Source organism: Kribbella capetownensis, assembly GCF_004331485.1.
GTDB lineage: Bacteria > Actinomycetota > Actinomycetes > Propionibacteriales > Kribbellaceae > Kribbella > Kribbella capetownensis.
In genome coordinates this window covers 367503-389236 of record NZ_SJKD01000009.1, presented here as the reverse complement: position 1 = coordinate 389236, position 21734 = coordinate 367503, and the positions used below count along the sequence as shown (strand labels likewise).

General features: G+C 68.6%; 25 protein-coding genes. 13 read left to right on the top strand and 12 right to left on the bottom strand.

Annotation, left to right across the window (positions count from 1 at the left end; genetic code table 11):
• Positions 1-19 precede the first annotated feature (19 nt).
• The 7 genes from E0H75_RS34845 to nucS all read right to left on the bottom strand — a co-directional run bounded on the left by E0H75_RS34845 (position 20) and on the right by nucS (position 5425).
• On the bottom strand, positions 20-709 hold the full coding sequence (locus E0H75_RS34845) for a FadR/GntR family transcriptional regulator (protein ID WP_131517958.1): 690 nt from the start codon (positions 707-709) through the stop codon (positions 20-22).
• Positions 706-1833: an L-talarate/galactarate dehydratase gene (locus E0H75_RS34840; RefSeq protein WP_131517957.1), complete on the bottom strand. Its 1128-nt coding sequence runs from the start codon at positions 1831-1833 to the stop codon at positions 706-708. Before E0H75_RS34840 ends, E0H75_RS34845 begins: the two co-directional genes overlap by 4 nt.
• A gap of 39 nt (positions 1834-1872) precedes the next feature.
• Positions 1873-3693 (bottom strand): glutamine--fructose-6-phosphate transaminase (isomerizing), encoded by a 1821-nt coding sequence (glmS, locus tag E0H75_RS34835; RefSeq protein WP_131517956.1) that lies wholly within the window; start codon positions 3691-3693, stop codon positions 1873-1875.
• A gap of 35 nt (positions 3694-3728) precedes the next feature.
• On the bottom strand, positions 3729-4010 hold the full coding sequence (locus tag E0H75_RS34830) for a hypothetical protein (protein WP_238163448.1): 282 nt from the start codon (positions 4008-4010) through the stop codon (positions 3729-3731).
• A gap of 71 nt (positions 4011-4081) precedes the next feature.
• Positions 4082-4390 (bottom strand): metalloregulator ArsR/SmtB family transcription factor, encoded by a 309-nt coding sequence (locus E0H75_RS34825; protein WP_202873316.1) that lies wholly within the window; start codon positions 4388-4390, stop codon positions 4082-4084.
• Positions 4387-4716, bottom strand: a complete 330-nt coding sequence (locus E0H75_RS34820) for a hypothetical protein (RefSeq protein WP_131517955.1) — start codon at positions 4714-4716, stop codon at positions 4387-4389. The genes E0H75_RS34825 and E0H75_RS34820 overlap by 4 nt, the downstream gene beginning before the upstream one ends.
• A 49-nt stretch (positions 4717-4765) precedes the next feature.
• Positions 4766-5425 (bottom strand): endonuclease NucS, encoded by a 660-nt coding sequence (nucS, locus tag E0H75_RS34815; RefSeq protein ID WP_131517954.1) that lies wholly within the window; start codon positions 5423-5425, stop codon positions 4766-4768.
• A 73-nt stretch (positions 5426-5498) separates the two neighbouring features.
• Here nucS and E0H75_RS34810 point away from each other — a divergent pair, with 73 nt between their 5' ends.
• From E0H75_RS34810 to E0H75_RS34780, 7 genes are all read left to right on the top strand, one after another.
• A complete protein-coding gene (locus E0H75_RS34810) occupies positions 5499-5822 on the top strand; it encodes a hypothetical protein (protein WP_131517953.1) in 324 nt (107 codons plus the stop codon).
• Positions 5823-5827: 5 nt separating this feature from the next.
• Entirely contained in the window at positions 5828-6700 is an 873-nt protein-coding gene (locus E0H75_RS34805) for a class I SAM-dependent methyltransferase (RefSeq protein WP_238163447.1), read from the top strand.
• Positions 6697-7149, top strand: coding sequence for an NUDIX domain-containing protein (locus tag E0H75_RS34800; protein WP_131517951.1), 453 nt, complete (start codon positions 6697-6699; stop codon positions 7147-7149). The genes E0H75_RS34805 and E0H75_RS34800 overlap by 4 nt, the downstream gene beginning before the upstream one ends.
• A gap of 64 nt (positions 7150-7213) precedes the next feature.
• Positions 7214-8992 carry a 3-hydroxyacyl-CoA dehydrogenase family protein gene (locus E0H75_RS34795; RefSeq protein ID WP_131517950.1) on the top strand — a complete coding sequence of 593 codons (1779 nt, stop codon included), beginning with the start codon at positions 7214-7216 and terminating at the stop codon, positions 8990-8992.
• A gap of 37 nt (positions 8993-9029) precedes the next feature.
• Positions 9030-9887 (top strand): ABC transporter substrate-binding protein, encoded by an 858-nt coding sequence (locus E0H75_RS34790; protein ID WP_131517949.1) that lies wholly within the window; start codon positions 9030-9032, stop codon positions 9885-9887.
• The gene (locus E0H75_RS34785; protein ID WP_131517948.1) at positions 9884-10735 is read left to right on the top strand and encodes an amino acid ABC transporter permease; all 852 of its coding nucleotides are present in this window, start codon (positions 9884-9886) and stop codon (positions 10733-10735) included. Before E0H75_RS34790 ends, E0H75_RS34785 begins: the two co-directional genes overlap by 4 nt.
• Positions 10732-11463, top strand: coding sequence for an amino acid ABC transporter ATP-binding protein (locus tag E0H75_RS34780; RefSeq protein WP_131517947.1), 732 nt, complete (start codon positions 10732-10734; stop codon positions 11461-11463). The genes E0H75_RS34785 and E0H75_RS34780 overlap by 4 nt, the downstream gene beginning before the upstream one ends.
• 195 nt (positions 11464-11658) lie before the next feature.
• Here the strand turns inward: E0H75_RS34780 and E0H75_RS34775 are convergent, their stop codons facing one another.
• The 3 genes from E0H75_RS34775 to E0H75_RS34765 form a co-directional block, all read right to left on the bottom strand.
• A complete protein-coding gene (locus E0H75_RS34775; RefSeq protein WP_131517946.1) occupies positions 11659-12555 on the bottom strand; it encodes an RNA polymerase sigma-70 factor in 897 nt (298 codons plus the stop codon).
• 14 nt (positions 12556-12569) lie between these two features.
• Positions 12570-13766 carry an NAD(P)/FAD-dependent oxidoreductase gene (locus E0H75_RS34770; protein WP_131517945.1) on the bottom strand — a complete coding sequence of 399 codons (1197 nt, stop codon included), beginning with the start codon at positions 13764-13766 and terminating at the stop codon, positions 12570-12572.
• A gap of 76 nt (positions 13767-13842) precedes the next feature.
• Positions 13843-14631 (bottom strand): phytanoyl-CoA dioxygenase family protein, encoded by a 789-nt coding sequence (locus tag E0H75_RS34765; protein ID WP_131517944.1) that lies wholly within the window; start codon positions 14629-14631, stop codon positions 13843-13845.
• A gap of 50 nt (positions 14632-14681) precedes the next feature.
• On the opposite strand from E0H75_RS34765, the gene E0H75_RS34760 reads away from it, so the two are divergent.
• Complete coding sequence (locus E0H75_RS34760) at positions 14682-15503, top strand: helix-turn-helix domain-containing protein (protein WP_238163446.1); 822 nt, start codon at positions 14682-14684, stop codon at positions 15501-15503.
• On the opposite strand, the gene E0H75_RS34755 is transcribed toward E0H75_RS34760, so the two are convergent.
• Both E0H75_RS34755 and E0H75_RS34750 read right to left on the bottom strand, forming a co-directional pair.
• Positions 15485-16132: a response regulator gene (locus E0H75_RS34755; RefSeq protein WP_131517943.1), complete on the bottom strand. Its 648-nt coding sequence runs from the start codon at positions 16130-16132 to the stop codon at positions 15485-15487. The two genes, E0H75_RS34760 and E0H75_RS34755, sit on opposite strands and share 19 nt — an antisense overlap.
• A complete protein-coding gene (locus E0H75_RS34750; protein ID WP_131517942.1) occupies positions 16084-17379 on the bottom strand; it encodes a sensor histidine kinase in 1296 nt (431 codons plus the stop codon). The genes E0H75_RS34755 and E0H75_RS34750 overlap by 49 nt, the downstream gene beginning before the upstream one ends.
• Before the next feature lie 189 nt (positions 17380-17568).
• Here E0H75_RS34750 and E0H75_RS34745 point away from each other — a divergent pair, with 189 nt between their 5' ends.
• The 5 genes from E0H75_RS34745 (at position 17569) to E0H75_RS43295 (ending at position 21482) form a co-directional block, all read left to right on the top strand.
• Positions 17569-18600, top strand: coding sequence for a fatty acid desaturase family protein (locus E0H75_RS34745; RefSeq protein WP_131517941.1), 1032 nt, complete (start codon positions 17569-17571; stop codon positions 18598-18600).
• Between the two features lie 113 nt (positions 18601-18713).
• Positions 18714-20105, top strand: a complete 1392-nt coding sequence (locus E0H75_RS34740; protein WP_131517940.1) for a M28 family metallopeptidase — start codon at positions 18714-18716, stop codon at positions 20103-20105.
• Positions 20106-20155: 50 nt separating this feature from the next.
• The gene (locus E0H75_RS34735; protein ID WP_131517939.1) at positions 20156-20455 is read left to right on the top strand and encodes a hypothetical protein; all 300 of its coding nucleotides are present in this window, start codon (positions 20156-20158) and stop codon (positions 20453-20455) included.
• Between the two features lie 11 nt (positions 20456-20466).
• A complete protein-coding gene (locus E0H75_RS34730) occupies positions 20467-21234 on the top strand; it encodes an alpha/beta fold hydrolase (protein ID WP_131517938.1) in 768 nt (255 codons plus the stop codon).
• A gap of 110 nt (positions 21235-21344) precedes the next feature.
• A complete protein-coding gene (locus tag E0H75_RS43295) occupies positions 21345-21482 on the top strand; it encodes a hypothetical protein (RefSeq protein ID WP_165554233.1) in 138 nt (45 codons plus the stop codon).
• Positions 21483-21734: the final 252 nt, after the last annotated feature.

Sequence of the window (21734 nt, the reverse complement as noted above, 5' to 3'; positions counted from 1 at the left end):
GGTATCACCGAGTGCGGTATCAGCCTCGCCCAGGCATCACCAGCCGGTGCCGGGTGTTGGCCAAATGCACTCGCGCCGCAGCCCGCGCCGCCTCGGGATCGGACCGGGCGATCGCGGCGTAGATGTTCTCGTGCTCGTAGACGACCCGCGTCACGTGCGTGGCATCCGACATCTCGTACGCCGGATCGAGGCGCGTCCGCGGCAGCATGATCATCATCGGACCGAGCGAGCCGATCAGCTCGCGATAGAACCGATTGCCCGACGCCGCCGCGACCTTGAGGTGGAACGCGAAGTCCGCCTCGACCGACCGGCTCGGGTCGTCCCCGATCCGCCGGAAGTCGTTCAGCGCCCGCTCGATCGCCTTCAGTTGACGCTCGGTACGCCGTACCGCCGCCAGCCAGGCCGCCTCGCTCTCGACCCCGATCCGGAAGTCGAGCAACTCCAGCACGTCCTGATGCGACCGCACCTCCCGCAACCCGAACTCACCCGTCGGCACCTCCAGGACGAACGACCCTCGCCCCTGGAACGTCTCCACCAGTCCGGCCGCCTGCAGCCGCGAGATCGCCTCACGCACCACCGTCCGGCTGACCCCGAACTCCTCCGTCAGCGCGCTCTCGCCCGGCAGCTTCTCGCCGGGCGCGATCTCCCCGCCGAGGATCCGGCGCTTGAGCTCTTCGACCAGCTCATAGGCCAGTCCCCGCCCGCTCATCGCGTGCCGAACTCGCAGCTGTCGACTGTCCAGGCGGCGCACTGCTCGCTGGTGGTGAAGCCCAGACCGGGCCGATCGGGGACCAGCATGCGACCGTCCAAGGTCTCCAGACGCTCGTTGAACAACGGATTCAGCCACTCGAAGTGCTCGACCCACGGCTCGCGCGGGTAGGCGGCGGCCAGGTGGAGGTGGATCTCCATCGCGAAGTGCGGCGCCAGTTGGAGGCCGTGATGATCCGCAAGCGTGGCCAGCTTGAGGAACGGCGTGATGCCGCCGATTCGCGGCGCGTCCGGCTGGATGATGTCGGCCGCCCGCGCCTCGATCAGCCGGACATGTTCGCCCACGCTGGACAGCATCTCCCCGGTGGCGATCGGCGTGTCCAGCGCCGCGGCCAACTCAGCATGTCCCTCGGCGTCGTACGCGTCGAGCGGCTCCTCGATCCAGACCAGGTCGAACTGCTCGAGCACCCGCCCGAACCGAAGTGCCGTCGGCCGGTCCCACTGCTGGTTCGCGTCCACCATCAGGGGTACGCCGTCGCCGAGGTGCTCACGGACGGCGCGGACGCGGTCGAGATCGATCCGGGTGTCCGGCTGGCCGACCTTGAGCTTGATCCCGCCGATCCCGTCCGCCAGGGATTTCGACGCGCGCTCCTTGACCTCCTCGATCGGTGCGTGCAAGAACCCGCCGGAGGTGTTGTACGCCCGGACCGAATCGCGGTGGGCACCGAGCAGCTTGGCCAGTGGGAGCCCCGCCCGCTTGGCCTTCAGGTCCCACAGCGCGATGTCGATCGCCGCGATCGCCTGCGTCGCCACCCCGGACCGCCCGACCGAGGCGCCGGCCCAGAGCAACTTGTCGTACACCTTGCCGATGTCCGACGGGTCCTCGCCGATCAGGTTCGCCGCGATCTCCCGGGCGTGCGCGTACTGCGCCGGTCCGCCGGCCCGCTTGGAGTAGCTGAACCCGATCCCGTGCTGGTCCTGCGCGGTCGCGATCTCCGCGAACAGGAACACGATCTCGGTCATCGGCCGCTGCCGCCCGGTCAGCACCTTGGCGTCGCTGATCGGGCGGTCCAGCGGCAGAACGACGGACGACAGGCGAACGTGGCGGATCTGATCGCTCGGCATCCAGTCATCGTACAAGTGCACGACTTGTACGACGAGTGACTACTCGACCGTGACGGACTTCGCCAGGTTGCGCGGCTTGTCGACGTCGTGGCCGAGCGCGACCGCCGCGTAGTACGCGAGGATCTGCAGCGGGATGGTGAGCAGGATCGGGTCCAGCTCCGGCTCGTTCTTCGGTACGACGATCTTGGCGGCGACCCCGTCCGGTACGTCGACGCTCGGGTGCGTGACGACGTACAGCGGACCGGACCGGGCGGCGATCTCGTGCAGCGCGCCGATGTTGCGGTCGACCAGCTCGTCGTCCGGCACGATCGCGACGCTCGGGACGTCCGGCGAGATCAGTGCGAGCGGGCCGTGCTTGAGCTCGGAGGTCTGGTACGCCTCGGCATGCCGGTAGGAGATCTCCTTCAGCTTCTGCGCACCCTCGCGCGCGACCGGGTAACCGCGGGTCCGGCCGACGAAGAACAGGCTCTCGTGCTGGGCGAGCCGGCCGGCGATCTTGGCCAGCTCCTCCTCCTGGGCGACGATCGACTGGATGTGCTCGGGCAGCTTCTTCAGGCCCTCGATCAGCCGGCGGCCGTCGGCGGGGGAGACGTCGCGGATCCGGCCCAGGTGGATGCCGAGCATCGCGAACGCGACTGCCATGTTGGTCAGCGCCTTGGTCGAGGCGACCGAGACCTCCGGGCCGGCGTGCAGGTAGACACCACCGTCAACCTCACGGGCGATGCTGGAACCAACTGCGTTGACCAAGCCGATCACCCGGCCGCCCTTGCGCTTCAGCTCTTGCACGGCGACGAGGGTGTCCAGCGTTTCGCCGGACTGGCTGACCGCGATGTACAGCGTGTCCCGCTCGACCACCGGGTTGCGGTAACGGAACTCCGAGGCCGGCTCGGCGTCGGCGGGGATCCGGGCGACCTCCTCGATGAACTGCGCGCCCATCTGGCCGGCGTAGTACGCCGAGCCGCAGCCGAGGATCTTGACCCGCTTGATCTCCCGGGCCTCGCGGGCGTCCATGTTCAGGCCGCCCAGGTGGACGGTGTGGAAGCGCTCGTCCAGGCGGCCGCGGATGGCCCGGCCGACCGCGTCCGGCTGCTCGTGGATCTCCTTCATCATGAAGTGCTCGTGCAGGCCGCGCTCGTACTCGTCGGCCTCCCACTCGACCGTCTTCGCGGTCTTGGTGGTGGGCGCCGCGTCCTGGGTGAAGGTGCGGTAGCCGTCGGCGCGGACGGTGGCCAGCTCGCCGTCGTCCAAGTAGACGACCTGGCGGGTGTAGCGGATCAGCGCGGCCGCGTCGGAGGCGACGTGCATCTCGCCGTCGCCGATGCCGAGGATCAGCGGGCTGCCGTTGCGGGCGACCACGATCCGGTCCGGGAAGTCCAGGTCGATCACGGCGATGCCGTAGGTACCCTCGATCCGGCGCAGGGCGGCCATCACCTTGTCCTCGAGGGTGCCGCCCTCGGACTGCTCGATCAGGTGGGCGAGCACCTCGGTGTCGGTCTCCGAGCGCAGCTTGACGCCGGCTTCCTCCAACTGGGCCCGCAGCACGCCGGCGTTGTCGAAGATGCCGTTGTGGACGACGGCGATCCGTTCGTTGCCGCTGGCATGCGGGTGCGCGTTGTCCTTGCTCGGGCCGCCGTGCGTGGCCCACCGGGTGTGGCCGATGCCGAGCTTGCCGCCGAACCGCTTCGGCAGCGACGCCTCCAGCTCACGGACGCGACCCGCGTCCTTGTGCACCTTCAGCTCGCTGGATCCCAGGACCGCGACACCTGCCGAGTCGTAGCCGCGGTACTCCAGCCGCGCCAGTCCGTCCACCAGGATGGGCGCGGCCGGCTTGGTGCCGACGTACCCGACGATTCCGCACATGTGTTGGTGCCTTTCGAAGGTTGGTTGCTCACCGCTCAGCCGTAGACGATCCGTCGCAGCTGGCGGGCTGAGAGTTCGGGGGAGCGCACCGGCCAGTGCCGGAGCTCGGTCCCGAGCCGGGCGAAGATCTCGTCGTTGCGGGCGCCGTAGGTCTGCAACTCCCGATGCCGGCGCCGGACGTACTCCTCGGTGGTCTCGGTGAAATAGGCCAGTACGTCGGCGACGACGCGCCGCGCGTCGTCCGCCGACAGCCCGGTGGTCCGGCTGACCTGTTCGGCCAGCTCGTCCACGGGCCCCACCGTCGCCTCACTGATCACCCGTCAACCTTGCAGCGTTTTCGAGGTCAGCGCAAAGGATCTGCCCGAAATCGGGCAAATTTCCTGACTTGTCAGGAGGAAGTCTCGAATCGGTGCAGCCACGGGACGCCGACGGCGAACAGTGGGCCGGTGTCGAGGCGGTAGATCCGCTCGCGGCCTCTCAGGGTGACATGAACAAGTCCGGCTTGCTCGAGGACACCCAGGTGGCGGGTGATCGTCGGCCAGGAATGGTCGAAGCGGCCCGCGATCTCGCCCGAGGTCATCTCGCCGCCGCGCAGGTGCAGGACCAGCAGGATGGTACGGCGGGAGTGGTGCGCGAGGGCGGTGAACACCCGGTCGAGGTCGTCCAGGTCCCGCCCGCCGCGGGAGCCGGCGGTCAAGCCGGCAGATCCTGGGCCAGATCCTGGGGCAGGTAGTGCGGGAAGTCCCACTTCGGCTGCCCGTCCCGCTCCTCGAGCAGCGGGTCCATCCGCTCCCAGAGCGTGAGTACGTCCGGGTGCTCGTGTGCCCGGGCGAATCCACCGTCCACCCAGGTGAAGATCTCGACGTACGTCGGCTCGTCCACCGACCGGAACACCGTCGCCCGCTCCTCGGTCACGAACCCGAGCCCCCGCAGCGTCGCCCAATGCCCGCCGAGCACCTCCCGGAACCGATCCTCATCCGCCGCCCGGACCCGATAGGTACAGATCACCGTTTCCTTAGCCATATTGCTAAGTAACTGCCTGCGGCGAACGCCTGTCAACACCTCGGTGAGCTCAGAACAGGCGCAGTACGTCGGACTCCATGCCTCGGAGGGCGTCGTAGTCGACGGTGAGGCACTCGAGGCCGCGGTCGGTGGCGAGGACCTTGGCCTGGGGCTTGATGAGTTGGGCGGCGAAGATGCCGCGGACCGGGGCCAGCATCGGGTCGCGGTTGAGGAGTTCGACGTACCGGGTGAGCTGCTCGACGCCGTCGATCTCGCCGCGGCGCTTGATCTCGACCGCCACATGCTTGCCGTCGGCATCCCGGCAGAGCAGGTCGACCGGGCCGATCGCGGTCGGATACTCACGGCGTACCAGGGTCCAGCCCTCGCCGAACGTGTGCACGTGCTCGGCCAGCAGTTCCTGCAGGTGCGCCTCGACGCCGTCCTTGATCAGACCGGGGTCGGTACCGAGCTCGTAGGCGGTGTCGCTGTGCACCTCCTCGATGGTGATCCGCAGTTCCTCGCCCGCCTTGTTGGTGACGCTCCACACGTCGCCGTCCTCGGTCAGCTTGCACGGCGGCGACATCCAGTTGAGCGGCTTGTACGAACCGCCGTCGGCGTGGATCAGCACCGACCCGTCCGCCTTCACCATCAGCAACCGCGGCGCCATCGGCAGATGAGCCGTCAGCCGGCCGGAGTAGTCCACAGAACAGGTAGCAATCACCAAGCGCACGAGAAAGCACCGTAGTCCACAACCGGGCTGGAACCCATGTCGCCTGGCCGTCCGGAGTGGCAGGGTGGTGAACATGATGCCGAAGGTGAGCGAACAGGCGATCGCCGAGTACGACGCGGTCGCGGCCGGACTGGAGTCGGCCGGCGTGGTGCGGGGAAGCATGTTCGGCATGCCCTGTCTCAAGATCGGCAAGAAGGTGCTCGCCGGGATGTTCGGCGATGCCATGACGTTCAAGCTCCCGCCGGAGCCGCGGGAGAAGGCGCTCGCACTGCCGGGAGTCGACGCGTTCGACCCGGGCATGGGCCGGCCGATGAAGGAGTGGGTGGTGATCCCGCTGGCACAGTCCGCGGTCTGGCCGGACTACGCCGCCGAGGCACTGGAGTACGTCGCCGGATGAATCTCATGTGCCCCGCGAGGATCCTGTTGCTGCCTGGGGATGTTCAGGATCCGGTGGTCGGGGACAGGATCGCCCAGGTGTACGCCGGCCCGTTCGAGGCGGCAGCCGGCACTCGGCTGGCCGAGCACCTCGGCGTCCGGCTGACCGTCGTACCCGAGCTCGCGCAGCGTCCCGACGACGAGCTGCAGGCGATCGCGGACCTGCACCGCGGCGAGACCGTGGTCGTGCTCGGCGCCGATCTCGGGCTCAAGCTGCCGGCGATCGTCGAGCACACCGGCGACGGGTGGACCCGGGTGCCGACGGACAACGAGGTGACGCTGTCGACGTACGAGCAGGCCTCCGAGAAGTTCCGGGAATCGATCCCCAAGGAGCCCAACGAACTGCTCATCGATCTGCTCGCCGAGGGAGTCGCCCCCGGCGCCCGCGTGCTCGAGCTCGGCAGCGGGACCGGCCGCGACGCGCTCGAGTTGGAGCGCCGCGGTTTCGTCGTACGGCGTACCGACGCGACCCAGGCCTTCCTCGAGATGATGTGGGCCGACGGGTACGACGCCGATCGGCTGAACGCGATCACGGACGACTTCGGCGGCCCGTACGACGCTGTGTTCGCCGACGCGGTGTTCCTGCACTTCGACCGTGCCCAGCTGGCCGGCGTACTCCGGAAGGCGTTGCGGGCCGCGCCGGTGCTCGCCTTCGCGACCAGAGAAGGCAAGGGCGAGGAGTGGTCGAACCGGAACCTCGACCTGCCCCGGCATTTCGTGATGTGGCAGGAGGAACCGTTGCGCGAACTGCTGACCGCGACCGGCTGGAACGTCGAGCAGGTCCGGCGCAGTGAGTCGCGGATCGGGTTCTGGTTCAGCGTCCTGGCGACCCGCGCATGATCCGCGCGGGGATCGTCTTGCTCTCCCGGCACGGAGTGGCCGCGATCGAGCGGGTGCGCGACGGCCGGACGTACCACGTCCTGCCGGGCGGCCAGGTCGAGGAGGGCGAGAGTCTGGCGGAGGCGGCGCGGCGTGAGACCCACGAGGAACTGGGTGTGCTGGTGAAGATCCGCGGGCTGGTCGCCGTGGTGAACTTCGGCACCAGCACTCAGCACTACTTCCTGGCGGAGTCGATCGGTGGCGAGTTCGGCGCCGGGGACGGCCCGGAGATGGGAAGTACTGCGGAGTCGGAGGCCGGGAGTTATCGGGCGGTGTGGCTGCCGGTCGGGGACCTTCTCGGGCGCGACCTCAAGCCGAAACCGGTCGCGTCGATGCTCGACAGCGCGCCGGATCCGGCCTGGCTGCTGGACGGATGGCTCGAGTCGCCGGTGGTGTTCGACGAGGTGTGAGGTTGGCCTCCCGGGTGACTCAGCTCATGGGCGGACCAGTAGTGGGACTGGCATAGTTCGGGCCATGGCTCGGGAATTGAAGACGGTGGGTGTGGTCGGTCTGGGCACGATGGGTGCCGGGATCGCCGAGGTGTTCGCGCGCAACGGGCTGACGGTGGTCGGCGTCGAGCGTGACGACGAGGCGGCCGAGCGCGGCCGCGGGCACATCCAGCACTCCACCGACCGGGCGGTGAAGCGCGGCAAGCTGTCGGTCGAGGACCAGCAGGCGCTGTTCGACCGGGTCACCTTCGCCACCTCGATCGAGGCGCTGGCGGACTGTGACCTGGTCATCGAGGCCGTGATCGAGCGGCTCGAGCTCAAGCGCGAGATCTTCTCGGCGCTGGACAAGGTCGTCCGCGAGGACGCCATCCTGGCCACCAACACCTCGTCCCTGTCGGTCACCGAGATCTCCGTGGCCACCCAGCGCCCGCGCCGCGTCGTCGGCATGCACTTCTTCAACCCGGCGCCGGTGCAGGAGTTCGTCGAGGTGATCCGGACCGTGGTCACCGAGCCGGACGTGGTCGAGGACGTGCTCGCGCTGGCCCGCCGCCTCGACAAGGTCCCGGTGGTGGCGGCCGACCGGGCCGGCTTCATCGCGAACGCGTTGCTGTTCGGCTACCTGAACCACGCGGTCTCGATGGTGGAGTCGCGCTACGCGACCCGCGAGGACGTGGACGCGGCGATGCGACTCGGCTGCGGCTACCCGATGGGCCCACTCGCGCTACTCGATCTGATCGGCCTCGACACTGCGTACGAGATCCTCGACACGATGTACAAGCAGGGTCGCAACCGGCTGCACGCGCCGGCCCCGATCCTCAAGCAGATGGTCACGGCCGGACTGCTCGGCCGCAAGACCGGTCGCGGCTTCTACACCTACGAGGCGCCGGACTCCCCGCTCGTGGTCGACGACGAGCACACGCCTCCGTCGGACGGCGCGGAGATCGCCGTACGCCCGGTCAAGCAGGTCGGCGTGGTCGGCTCCGGGACGATGGCTGTCGGCATCATCGAGGTCTGCGCCAAGGCCGGGTACGACGTTCTGTACGTCGCCCGCGGTACCGAGAAGGTGGACCGGGTCCGCGCAGGCCTCGAACGGTCGCTGGAGAAGGGCGTTCAGCGCGGCAAGCTGTCCTCGGAGGAGCGGGACGCGACACTGCGCCGGACCACCGGGACGGCCAAGCTCGACGACCTCGCGAGCGTCGACCTGGTGGTCGAGGCCGTGGTCGAGGAGTTGAGCGTCAAGCAGGCGCTGTTCGAGACGTTCGACGAGATCTGCAAGCCGGGCGCGATCCTGGCGACGACCACCTCGAGTCTGCCGGTGATCGATCTCGCGATGGCGACCAAGCGGCCGGCCGACGTGGTCGGGCTGCACTTCTTCAACCCGGCGCCGGTGATGAAGCTGGTCGAGGTCGTGAGCACGGTCAGCACGTTGCCGGACGTGGCCGACACGGTCGCGGCGCTGGCGGTTGCCGCTGGCAAGCACCCGGTCCGGTGCGGCGACCGGGCCGGCTTCATCGTGAACGCGCTGCTGTTCCCGTACCTGAACGACGCGGTCCGGATGCTCGAGGCGCACTACGCCGGGGTCGACGACATCGACGCCGCGATGAAGCTCGGCTGCCGGCTCCCGATGGGTCCGTTCGAGCTGCTCGACGTGGTCGGACTGGACATCTCGCTGGCGATCCAGCGGACTCTCTACCTCGAGTTCCGCGAGCCCGGATTCGCCCCGGCCCCGCTGCTCGAGCACCTCGTCACTGCCGGCTACCTCGGCCGCAAGACCGGCCGTGGATTCCGCGACTACAGCAACTAACTGCACAGCGGTGCGTCGCTGATCTACGCTGCTGCGCATGAGATCTCGTGCAGTGGCGGCGGTGGGGGTGGCGCTGGTCCTCGGGCTCGGCGCGTGTGCTCCGGAGGATGAGTCCAGCAGTACGTCGACGCCGTCCGGCGCCGACGCCTGCGCGAAGGACAAGCTGGCGGTGAAGACGGCCGGCACGCTCGCGGTCGGCACCGACAAGCCGGCGTACGAGCCGTGGTTCTCCAACGACGATCCGGCCAACGGCAAGGGGTACGAGTCGGCCGTCACCTACGCGGTGGCGAAGAAGCTCGGCTTCGAGACCGCCGAGGTGAAGTGGCAGACGGTGCCGTTCAACTCGGCGTTCGCGCCCGGGCCGAAGAAGTTCGACTTCGACGTGAACCAGGTGTCGATCTCCGAGGACCGCCGCAAGGCGGTGGACTTCTCGTCGGGGTACTACGACGTCCGGCAGGCCGTGATCACGACCGCGGGCAGCAAGATCGCGAACGCGAAGTCGGTCGCGGAGCTGGCCGACGCGAAGCTCGGCGCCCAGGTCGGTACGACCAGCTACACGACGGCGGAGGAACTGATCAAGCCGAAGCAGAAGATGGCGCCGTACGACACCAACGACCTGGCCGTCCAGGCGCTGAAGAACAAGCAGCTGGACGGGATCGTCGTGGACCTGCCGACCGGGTTCTACATGACCGCGGCACAGCTCGACGACGGCAAGATCGTCGGTCAGCTGCCGGCGTCGTCGGGCCAGGTCGAGCAGTTCGGCTTCGTGCTGGAGAAGGGGTCCGGGCTGACGGGGTGTCTGTCCCAGGCCGTGGACGCGCTGAAGAGCGACGGGACGCTCGCCAATCTGCAGAAGGAGTACCTCACGACGCAGGGCGCGCCGGAACTGTCGTGACGGACTGGCAGCCGTCCGCGCTGCAGCTGGAACGGATCGCGTACCGGCAGCGACGAGCGCGGCGCTCGACCTTGATCGCGGTGGTCAGCTCGGTGGTGCTGCTGGTACTGGTTGCCATCGGCATCGGATCGACACCGGGCTGGCCGCGGGTGCGGGCAACGTTCTTCGACCCCCAGCGCGCCTGGGAGGCGTTGCCGGTCGTCGCCGAGGGGTTGTGGCTGAACATCCGGGTGATGCTGATCTGTGCGGTCCTGATCGTCGTGATCGGGATGGCGCTGGCGATCCTGCGGACCCTGCGCGGCCCGATCTTCTTCCCGCTCCGCGTCTTCGCCGCGGCGTACACGGATGTCTTCCGCGGGCTCCCGCTGCTGCTGGTGATCTTCCTGCTCGGCTTCGGCGTACCGGCTCTGCGGCTCCAGGGCGTGCCGAACGCCGCGGTCATCTGGGGTGGCGCCGCGCTGGTGCTGACCTATTCGTCGTACGTCGCCGAGGTGTTCCGGGCCGGGATCGAGTCGGTGCATCCGTCGCAGCGCGCGGCCGCCCGTTCGCTCGGGTTGTCGTACCGGCAGACCCTGCGTTTCGTCGTACTGCCGCAGGCCGTCCGTCGGGTCATGCCGCCGCTGCTGAACGACTTCGTCAGCCTGCAGAAGGATTCGGGGCTGATCGCCGTACTCGGAGTGATTGACGCGATCCGTGCGGCGCAGTTGGAGACGGCGATCGACTTCAACTTCACGCCGTACGTCGTGGCCGGGCTGCTGTTCGTCGCCTTGACGATCCCGCTGACCCGGCTGACCGACTACGTCGCACGCCGCCAAGGCTGGTACGGCGGGGGAGGTGGACCGGTGTGAGCCTGCTGTCGTTGCGGGGAGTGCGGAAGGCGTACGGCGACAACGTGGTGCTCGACGACTTCGGCCTGGAGGTTTCGGAGGGCGAGTGCGTGGTGCTGATCGGCGCGTCCGGCTCCGGGAAGTCGACGCTGCTGCGGTGCATCAACCTGCTCGAGGTCGTCGACGACGGCGTGATCGAACTGGCCGGCACCGACATCACCGACCCGCGGGCCGACGCGGACAAGATCCGGTCCACGATCGGGATCGTCTTCCAGTCGTACAACCTGTTCCCGCACCTGTCCGTGCTCGACAACGCGACGCTGGCCCCGATCCGGGTGCATGGGGTTCCGCGCGACGAGGCGCGGCGGCGGGCGCTGGAGATGCTGGACCGGGTCGGCCTGCGTGACAAGGCGGACGCGCGGCCGGACGACCTGTCCGGCGGTCAGCAGCAGCGCGCCGCGATCGCCCGGGCGCTGGTCAACTCACCCACCCTGATGCTGCTCGACGAGATCACCTCGGCGCTCGACCCCGAACTGGTTGGTGAAGTTCTCGATCTGCTCCGCGACCTGCGGTCGGAGGGGATGACGATGCTGATCTGCACCCACGAGATGGCGTTCGCCCGCGAGATTGCCGACCAGGTCTGCTTCCTGCACCAGGGCCGCCTGCTCGAAAGCGGCCCACCCGCGCAGGTCCTGGACAACCCCAGCCAGCCCCGCACCCAGGAGTTCCTCCGCCGCATCCGGACCTAGGCGGCGGACGCCCAGGCCATGACAACTGACGTTCCAGCTGCGGTCCCCGCCTGGCGAAGCCGAGCGCCGCGATCGTGATGGCGTGGCACTCCGGACCTGCACCACTCACCAACCCCCGCACGAGCTCTGGCACAGTGACCGACCGAGCGTGATCAGCGCCGGCATCGCGCAGTTGGTGAGTGTCGCACGTCCGCCTCAGCGCAGCGTCAGTGCGGTTTCCGACTCGAGGTGGGACAGCTTCTGCGGGTTGCGGACGTAGTAGATGCCGGTGACGTGGGCGTCCTCGATCCGCAGCGCGACGACGCCGTCGAGCTTCCCGTCGAAGCGCAACAGCAGTGCCGGGTTGCCGTTGATCATGGTCGGCTCGGTGGTCAGCGTGCCGCCGACCTTCTGCACGCTGCCGACGAACATGCGGATCGCCTTCTCCGCTCCGACGATCGGCCGCAGTGCAGTGAATTTGAGGCCGCCGCCGTCGCTGACAAGCACCACGTCGGGTGCGAGTACGTTGAGCAGGGCCTGCAGGTCGCTGGCCTCGACCGCTCGCTGGAAGGCCTCGAAGGCCGCCCGTCCTTCGTTCGGGGAGACCACCGCGCGGGGGCGGCGGGCGTCGACGTGCTGCCGGGCGCGGTGCGCGATCTGGCGGACGGCCGCAGCGTTCTTGTCGACGGCCGCCGCGATGTCGTCGTAGCTGAGACTGAACGCCTCGCGCAGGACGAACACGGCCCGCTCGGTCGGAGTGAGCGTTTCCAGGACCAGCATCATCGCCATCGACACGCTCTCCGCCAGCTCGACGTCCTCGGCCGCGTCCGGAGCGGTGAGCAGCGGTTCGGGCAGCCAGGGACCGACGTACGCCTCCCGGCGCCGCTGCATCGTGCGCAGGCGGTTGAGCGACTGGCGGGTGGTGATCCGGATCAGGTACGCGCGCTGATCGCGGACCTGATCCAGCTCGACCTTGCTCCACCGCAGCCAGGTCTCCTGCAGTACATCCTCCGCGTCGACCGCCGATCCGAGGATCTCGTAGGCGACGGTGAACAGCAGGTTCCGGTGGGCGATGAAGGCGTTCGTCGCCGGGTCACTGGACTGCTCGCTCATCTGGGCAGCTCTCCTCAGGCCGGCCGGCCCGAATCCACGGGCGCGGCCTTGGCGTTCACTACCTTCCGGCGTTGGCGATCCTTGAACCAGAGATCGAGCCTGCCGGGTCGGCGCGCCTCCTGCCGCAGCTGCCAGATGGTGCTCTTGCAGACACCTTCCTTGAGCATCGCCATCGATCGGTTGCCCAGATGGAACACGCTGGTCGGGGTGTCGTCACGCTTGGCGTACTGGACCACGCCGGCGCGGCGTCCGAGGCTGATGCACTCGCCGAAGAACCCGACATCGAACCTGGCGGGCTCCTTGCTCGCGATCCGGCTCAGCACCGTCTCGGCAGCCTGCGGGCCCAGCTGCATCGCGGACTGACAACTCATCCGCACCGGCAGGTTCGATGGGGCTCCCGCGTCCCCGGCCGCGATGATGCGTACATTGTCCACGCTGGTGAGGGTCTCGTCGGTGAGCAACCGCCCGAGGGAGTCCGTGCTCAGCCCGCTGCGGGTGGCCAGATCCGGCGCGCTGAACCCCGCGGTCCAGATCGTCACGTCGCTGTGCAGCTCGCGGCCGTCGGCGAGCCGGACCGCGTCAGCCGTCACGCCCGTCACCGTCGTGCCGTCGCCTTCGAGCACGGTCACACCGAGCTTGGCGAGCCGCCGGGCGACCGAGCGCCGGGCCCGCGGATGCAGGTACGGCCCGAGCATCTGTCCGCACACAAGGGTGACTTTGCGGCCCTGCTCCGCCAGTTCGGACGCGGTTTCCAGGCCGGTCGGTCCGGCGCCCACCACCATCAGCGCGGCTGATGCCGGCGCAGCGTCGACGACCGGCTGGAGGCGCCGTGCCTGTTCCAGAGTGGAGATCGGATAGGCGTTCTCCGCCGCGCGACTTACGGTTGGCTCACCGCTACCGCTGCCGACCGCATAGATCAGGTAGTCGTAGGTGAGGTCACCGCCGCTCGCCAGAATCACACGACGTCCGGGCGCGTCGATCTGGGTGACCGTGTCGACCACGAGTTCGACGCCACCGGCCAGGATGCTCTGGTAGTCCACCAGCGCGTCGTTTGACCCGCCGACGAGCTGGTGCAGCCGGATCCGTTCGACGAAGGCCGGACGTGGGTTGATCAGTCTCACGCAGACGTCGTCACGCTGTGTCAGGCGGTTCGCAGCCATCACGCCGGCGTATCCGCCGCCGATCACGATGACATCGGTCTTCTCGGTCATGGCCACTCCTTCGTCTCAGAGATGGCCTTAAAGACACCGCGTGCTCAGCGGATGTGACACCAGTGAGTCAGATCACTCAGGGCTCGGCGTCCGCGTAGTCGCCGCAGGGACCGCCGCCGATGGCTTCGGGCAGGACCGCCGTACGCCGGTCCGGCCGGACGAGCGGGTTGTAGAAGGCGGCGATCTCCGTGCTGTCCTCCGGGATGTAGTGGAAGATCAGCGCGCGCCGGAAGCGGTCCGGGCTCGAGTTGGGGCGGGAGCCGTGCACGACGCTGCCGTGGAAGAACAGCACGTCACCGGCCTTCATCTTCGTCTGCACCTTCCGCAGACCGTCCGGGATCGGGACCTCCGCATTGGTGAACGACTCGGCCAGGTCGGCCGGCTCGGGACAGACCAGCTCGGTCTGGTGTGAACCGGGGACCACCGCGAGCCCGCCGTTCTCCGCATCCACGTCGTCGATCGCGATCCACGCCGCCAGGCAGGTCTCGGGATCGGCCCGCAGGAACGTGTTGTCCTGGTGCAACGCCTGGCCGCGCGCGCCCGGCGGCTTGAAGTAGAACATCGACTGGGCGCCCAGCGCCGGCCCGATCAGAGTGGTGACGACATCGAGGATCCGGCTGTCCAGCATCAGCTCCAGCGAGATCTTGCCGGCCTCGACCTCGGGTCGCCGGTGCGGATGCACGAACCGCGGATAGCGCGCCAGCGGGTCGTCGCCCGGTACGCCGTCGTCGATCGCGAGCGAGTGGTCCGCGGCAACCTGTTCCATGAACACGGTCCTGATCCGCTCGACCTCGGCGGTGGAGAGCACCTGCGGGACCTGAACGATCCCCTCGTCGCGATAGATCTCGGCCAGTACGTCGGTCATGCCTCCAGGATCGGCGGCCCGGGGCAGCCGGGACGATAGCCTATCAAGCTGTGAACCTTCGAGATCCTGCTACTCGTGATTCGCCGGCCCCGATCGTCAGGCGGCTGCTCACTGGCGAGTTCGACGAGGATTCCGATTACGCGACCTTCCGCCGGCGCGGCACGACGGACTGGCTGCTGGCGCAGACCCTGGACGGTCGAGGGCGTTTCGGCGCACCCACCGGCGACGTGGTCGCCGACCCCGGCACGGTCACTCTCGTCCGGCCGCGCACCATGCACGACTACGGCACCGTGGGGGAGCGGTGGCACTTCCTCTACGCCCACCTCAACCCGAAGCCCGACTGGCTCCCGCTGCTGGACTGGCCGGAAGTTGCCGCCGGCATCGTTCAGCTCCGCCCGGCCGGGTCGGCCGCCGACCGGATCGCCGACCACCTGCGCGACGCCGTCCGGCACCAGAGCAGCGTCCTCCCACAGGCCGAACAGCTGAGCGCCAACTCCCTCGAGGCGGCCCTGCTGTGGTGCGACACCCAGAACCCGAAGGCGGTGCAGATCGACGACCGCCTGCTGCGCGCGATCGAGCTGATCGACCAGGATCTGACCGCGAACCTCGACGTACCCCGGCTGGCCCGCGCGGCGAATCTCTCGGTGTCCCGCTTCGCGCATCTGTTCCGTGCGCAGCTCGGCGTCAGCCCGCAGCAGTTCGTCGAACGCCGCCGCCTCGACGCGGCCTGCAACCTCCTCGAGCTGACCAGCCGTTCGGTCGCGTCAGTGGCCGCGCAGGTCGGCTATCTCGACCCGCTCTACTTCTCCACCCGCTTCCGCCACCACACCGGCAGCAGCCCGACGACCTACCGTCAGCGCGACGACAGGTAGGTGAGAACTGCCATCACTCGGCGGTTGTCGTCCTCCGAGGGCGGGAGGTCGAGCTTGGAGAAGATGTTGTTGGTGTGTTTGCTGACGGCCTTCTCGGTGACGAAGAGGGCGCTGGCGATGGCGGCGTTCGAGCGGCCCTCGGCCATCAGGCCGAGCACTTCGGCCTCGCGTGGCGTCAGCCGGCCGATCGGTTCGTCGCGCGTGTTGCGGGCCAGCAGCTGACCGATCACGTCCGGGTCCATCGCGGTGCCGCCGGCGGCCACCCGTCGTACCGAATCGAGGAACTCGGCCACGTTCGAGACGCGGTCCTTGAGCAGGTAGCCGACCGCGCCTCCGCCGCCGGTCAGCAGTTCCCGCGCGTACAGTTGCTCGACATACTGCGAGAGCACCAGGATCGGCAGGCCGGGGACCTGGCGGCGGGCCTCGATCGCGGCCTTCAGGCCCTCGTCGGTGAAGGTCGGCGGGAGCCGTACGTCGACAACGGCCACATCTGGCCGGTGCTCCACCAGGGCGGGCACCAGCCGGGGACCGTTGTCGACTGCCTCGACGACCTCGAAGTCGTGCGCCTCCAGCAGGCGGATCAGTCCGTCCCGGAGGAGGGCGTGGTCTTCAGCGATGAGGACTCGCAAGGCAGCTCCATGATCACGGTGGTCGGCCCGGCGCTCGGGCTCACCACGGTCAACGTACCGTCGAAGGCGGCCAGCCGCCGTTCGATACCGTACAGACCGCCTCCGGGCCGGATCACCGCACCTCCGACGCCGTCGTCACCGACGATCATGTGCAGCTTCTCCTCCTCGTGCGTGATCTGGATCCAGGCGTTCGTCGCGGCGGAGTACTTGACCGCGTTCGCGAGGCATTCGGCCACCGCGAAGTACGCCGCCGACTCGACCGGCGCGGGCGGGCGGCCGGGGACGTCGAAGGTGACGTCCACCTTGAAGGGACAGGACAGTGCGAGCGCCTTGACCGCACCTTCCAGGCCGCGGTCGGCCAGCACCGGCGGGTGGATCCCGCGGACCAGGTCGCGCAGCTCGGACAGCGCCGTACTGGCCGACTCCCGGGCCTCGGTGAGCAGGGCTGCCGCCTGGGCCGGGTCGCGGGCGACCATCTCCTCGGCCATGCCCAGGTTCATGCTGAGCGCGGCCAGCCGGGCCTGGGCGCCGTCGTGCAGGTCCCGCTCGATCCGGCGCAGCTCGGCCGCCTGGGTGTCGACGGTCTCGGCCCGGGACTCGGCCAGCTCGCGGACCCGCAGCGCCAGCTTGGCGCTCTCGGTCGGGCCGAGCAGGGAGCGCGCCATGAACGCGTTCGCCTTCAGCAGCCGCTCGCCGGCGGCGTACCAGATCATGAAGGCGACCAGGGCCACCGGCGTCACCAGGAAGCTGGTCCAGAAGTTCACCGTGACCAGACCGCCGAACGGCTCGGTGAAGACGCCCTCCGGGGTCACGCCGACGAGCAGCGGGTAGACCAGGTAGAACAGCGACGCCAGGAACAGAACGGCGCTGAGCAGACACAGAGTGAAGCCGATCACCGCGTTCACCAGCAGCCAGATGATGTCACGCCAGGTGGCCGGGTCGGTCAGCGTGGTCCGCAGCCACATCAGGATGCCGGGCATCGGTGGCTTCTTGTACGGGCGTGGAATGCGCTCACCGAGGAAGCCGGCCAGCATCGTGCGGTGGCAGTTCGCGAACCACCGCGCGGCCGGAACGAACGCGAGCAGCAGCGGGATCCCGACCCAGACCGCGATCAGCGGAACGGCCACCACGTTGAGCACGAACAACGCGATCCCGAGCTCGGCCAGGATCGACAGGGCCAGCGCGATCCACGGCTGGGCGAGCTTCGGGTACCGCATCGGCGGTGCCTGGGTGGCGATGGTGGTCATACACCCATCATGACTGAGCGTGCGGGCCCGCTCAGTGGTGTTAGGTCCACTTCCGCGCTGGCGCTGCCTCCCCCGGACATCCGGGTCGTAGCACTCGTGTGTTCGGCCGTTAGGGCGATGAGGCTTGATGACGTACGCTGGCCGCGGCTGTACGCCTAGGCCTCCCCCCGCTTCTGAGACGAGGACCTGATGGCTCAGCCAATTGCGTTATCCCCTCCTACCCGCGGCAGCGACTTCTCCCCGCTGCTCCGCGAGATCAAGTCGGCCGGCTTGCTCGAACGCCGTACTGCGGCGTACGCGATGGCGATCGGGATCAACGTGGTGCTGATGGGCCTGACCTGGGCCGGCGCGGCGGTTCTCGGTAGCACCTGGTGGGTGCTGCTGCTGGCGATTCCGCTCGGCATTCTGACCACCCGGGCGGCGTTCTTCGGGCACGACGCCGGACACCAGCAGATCGCCGGATCCCGCAAGCTGCACGACTGGATCGGCCTGGTGCACGGCAACCTGCTGCTCGGGATGAGCTACGGCTGGTGGAACGACAAGCACAACCGGCACCACGCGAATCCCAACCACACCGACAAGGACCCCGACGTCGGCGAGGGCGTGCTGGTCTGGACGCTCGAGCAGGCCGAGGGCCGCACCGGCCTGCACGGCTGGCTGTCCCGCAACCAGGCGCTGATCTTCTTCCCGCTGCTGACCCTGGAGGGCTTCAACCTCAAGGTCTCCAGCATCCGCTTCCTGCTCGGCCGCCCGCGCCGCGAGGCCCGGCTGGAACTCGGCCTGATGGCCGCGCACCTGGTGCTGTACTTCAGCGCACTGTTCCTGATCATGTCGCCCGGCCAGGCGGTGCTGTTCGCACTGATCCACCACATGGTGTTCGGACTGCACCTCGGCAGCGTGTTCGCGCCGAACCACAAGGGCATGGAGATGCCTGACGGCGACACCCAGTGGGGTCACCTGGACAAGCAGGTACTGACGTCGCGCAACGTCGACGGCGGCCTCGTCATCGACTGGATGATGGGCGGCCTGAACTACCAGATCGAGCACCATCTGTTCCCGAGCATGCCGCGCGCCAACCTGCGCTTCGCCCAGCCGATCGTGCAGGAGTACTGCCAACGGATCGGGATGCCGTACGTCACCACCGGCCTGATCGATTCGTACCGGATGGGGTTGCGCCATATGCACGAAGTGGGCCGAGAACTGCGCGAACAGCACGCCTGAACCGCGGGATTTCCCTGTCCTGCAAGAAAATCCGTCACGAGGGGGAGCGACCCAGTCGCAGATCGGTTACGGTCACTGGTCTCGGGGCCGCCCACCTTGTGAGGAGACCTTGGATGACCGAATCGTCCGGATTGAGTCGTCGCGGCCTGCTCGGCGCCGTCGCCGGAGTCACCGCCGCCACGGCTCTTCCCGCCGCCCCCGCCTGGGCCGCGGACGACCAGCGACCCGGTGCGGTGAGCCGCCCGAAGCTGGACAAGTACGACCGTCAGGTCGTCTCCGGCCTGTCCTCGGAGCGCGCGCTGCGCCACCTGCAGGTGCTGTCCGGACACATCGGCCCGCGGATCGGCGGGACCACGAGCGAGAAGCGAGCGGCCGACTACATCGCGGGCCAGCTCGACGACTTCGGCTACCGGACCCGGCTGGAGCCGTTCCCGGTCGCCGACAAGTTCACGGCCCAGATCTTCGATGTCCGGGGCATCCTGCCCGATGACCTGAGCTGGCAGGCGGGCGCCGCACCCGGCGGCAAGCTGGACGTCACGGTCGAAGGACCGGTTCGCGACGTCGGCGCGGCGACGGCTCCGGTCTGGCCGGCCGACGTCGCCGGGTCGATCGTGATCGCGGATGACACCTCGGCCGCGCGTCCGGTGTTCGTCGCGGAGGCGGCGGCGCGTGGAGCAGTGGGTGTGATCCTGCTGCCTGCCGACCAGGTGTTCCCGCGTCGCGCGTCGGCATTCTCGCCGTCCGGTCTGACCGACGCGCCGATCCCAGTGCTCGGGGTGGCTCAGGTGCAGAAGCGGCTGATCCGGGAGGCGCTCGCGGTGGTGAACTCGCTGCCGCTGCGGATGAGTACGACGTCCCATCGTGGCCTGGTGTCGAACAACGTGATCGGTGAACGCCGTGGTCGTGGCGGCGCGAACTCGCCGATCGTGATGGTCTGCGGTCACTACGATTCGGTGATCGGCGCGCCGGGAGCCAACGACGACGGCTCCGGGACCGTGCTCACGATGGAGCTGGCGCGAGTGTTCACCAAGATCTCCACGGAGGCGACGCTGCGGTTCGCGTTGTGGGGCTCGGAGGAGCAGGGGCTGATCGGGTCGCGGTACCACGTCGCGCAGTTGGCGCAGGACCAGCGCGACCGGCATGCGGCGGTGTTCCAGAACGACATGGTCGCGACGAGTTGGGATCCGGCGATCACGTACTGGCTGCTGTCCTTCACCGGCCTCGCCAACACCGCGACGGACGCGGTCCGGGCCGCCGGTCAGCGGCTCGGGTACGACCCGCAGCTGGTCGGACCGGTGCAGCGTGGTGCGTCCGATCACCAGTCGTTCCAGGAGGTCGGGATCGCGGCTGCCAACTTCTCCTGGCGTGGTGAGATCTCACCGGCGTACCTCGAACCGCCGTACCACTCGCCCGAGGACACCATCGCGAAGAACGTCAGCCTGGAGCGTCTGCAGGTCTCGATGGAGCTGATCGGCTGCGCGGCGTACGCCGTCGCCCGCAGCTGAGCCTGACTGGGCCGGGGTGACGTGGCTCATACGGATAGCCTTGCAGGGCTATGTCACCCCGGAGCAGGAAACCGTCGAAGTGGCAGCGGCCCGTCAGCGACCGGCCGTTGCTCGGTGGCAGCCAACTCCGGGAGGAACGCGCCGACGGCGGGTGGATCGTCCGCCGGGTGTCCGGTACCGCGTCCGGGAAGTCGTACCGCTGCCCGGGGTGCGACCAGCAGATCGCGCCCGGCACGCCGCACGTCGTGGTGTGGCCGGAGAACCCCAGCCTGCTCGCCGCGATCGGCGGCGCCCAGTCCCTCGACGAACGCCGCCACTGGCACACCGCCTGCTGGCAGCGCCATCGCTGAAAGGCTCCTGCATGAAACTTCCGGTTGCGTCGTACGGCGATTCCGGTACGCCGGTCGTGGTCATGCACGGACTGTTCGGGTCCGGCCGGAACTGGATGACCGCGGCCCGGCGGCTCGCGAGTGCGCATCGGGTGTTCGCCTTCGACCTGCGTAACCACGGCACGTCGCCGCACACCGACACGATGAGCTACCCGGAGATGGCCGACGACGTTCGGGAGACGATCGAGTCTCTCGGGGTCGGGTCGGTCGCTCTGGTCGGACATTCAATGGGTGGCAAGACCGCGATGCTCACCGCGCTGCGGTACCCGCAGGTCGTGGAGCGCCTGGTCGTGGTTGATGCTGCGCCGATCGCTTATCCGCCGGCGTTCGTCGAGTACGCGCAAGCGATGCGGCGTGCGGACTTGTCGTCGGTCCAGCGACGGGCTGATGTCGACGCCCAACTGGTTGCCGCCGTACCGACTCCTGGGACCCGGGCCTTCCTGCTGCAGAATCTGATCCTCGACGAGGCTGGTGCTCGCTGGCGGCCCAACCTGCCGGTGATCGAGGCGGCGCTGCCGGCCATTTCTGGCTGGCCTTCCGACGTCGAGGGCCTGCGGTACGACGGCCCGACCCTGTTCATCTACGGCGGCAAGTCGGAGTACGTCCAGCAGGACCACCGCGCGACGATCGCGTCGTACTTCCCTCAGGTCGAATACGCCGAAGTCCCCGAGGCCGGCCACTGGGTCCACGCCGAGCGCCTCGACGACTTCCTCGCAGCGCTCACTCCCTTCCTGCCCTGACGCCCTTCCGGCCCTGACACGCTCCCGGCTCTTGATCTGTGGGCTTGCCGGTCCCTTCCTCCTGCCCGAGGTGGGGAGCTACATTCCGCAGCGGGGGAAAGGGGGAGCCCATGCCGGCCTTTGCTGGAGTCGACCACGTGTGCCTGTCGGTCACCGAGCTCACCACCGGACTCGACCACCTCGGGATGGCGGCGTCCAGCCGGGACGAACTGGTCGAGTGGGAACGCCGGTCGACGAGTTCGGCGTGACCTAGACGCCGATCCGGGACGAGGCGTTCGCCTCCCACCTGAACTTCCGTGATCGGACAACATCGCCCTCGAGTTCAGCGCGTCGAACGCCGTGTACGCCGCGTGGATGGAAGAGTTGCGGACCCGGGACGTCCCACCGGAGGAAATCAACGCCCGGGCGATAGAGTATCTGGCCTCGCTGCAGTCCTGACGGCTCGTTGGTAAACGTTTGTCCGTAATCCATTGACCTTTGCCTGAAGCCATCGGTAAGTT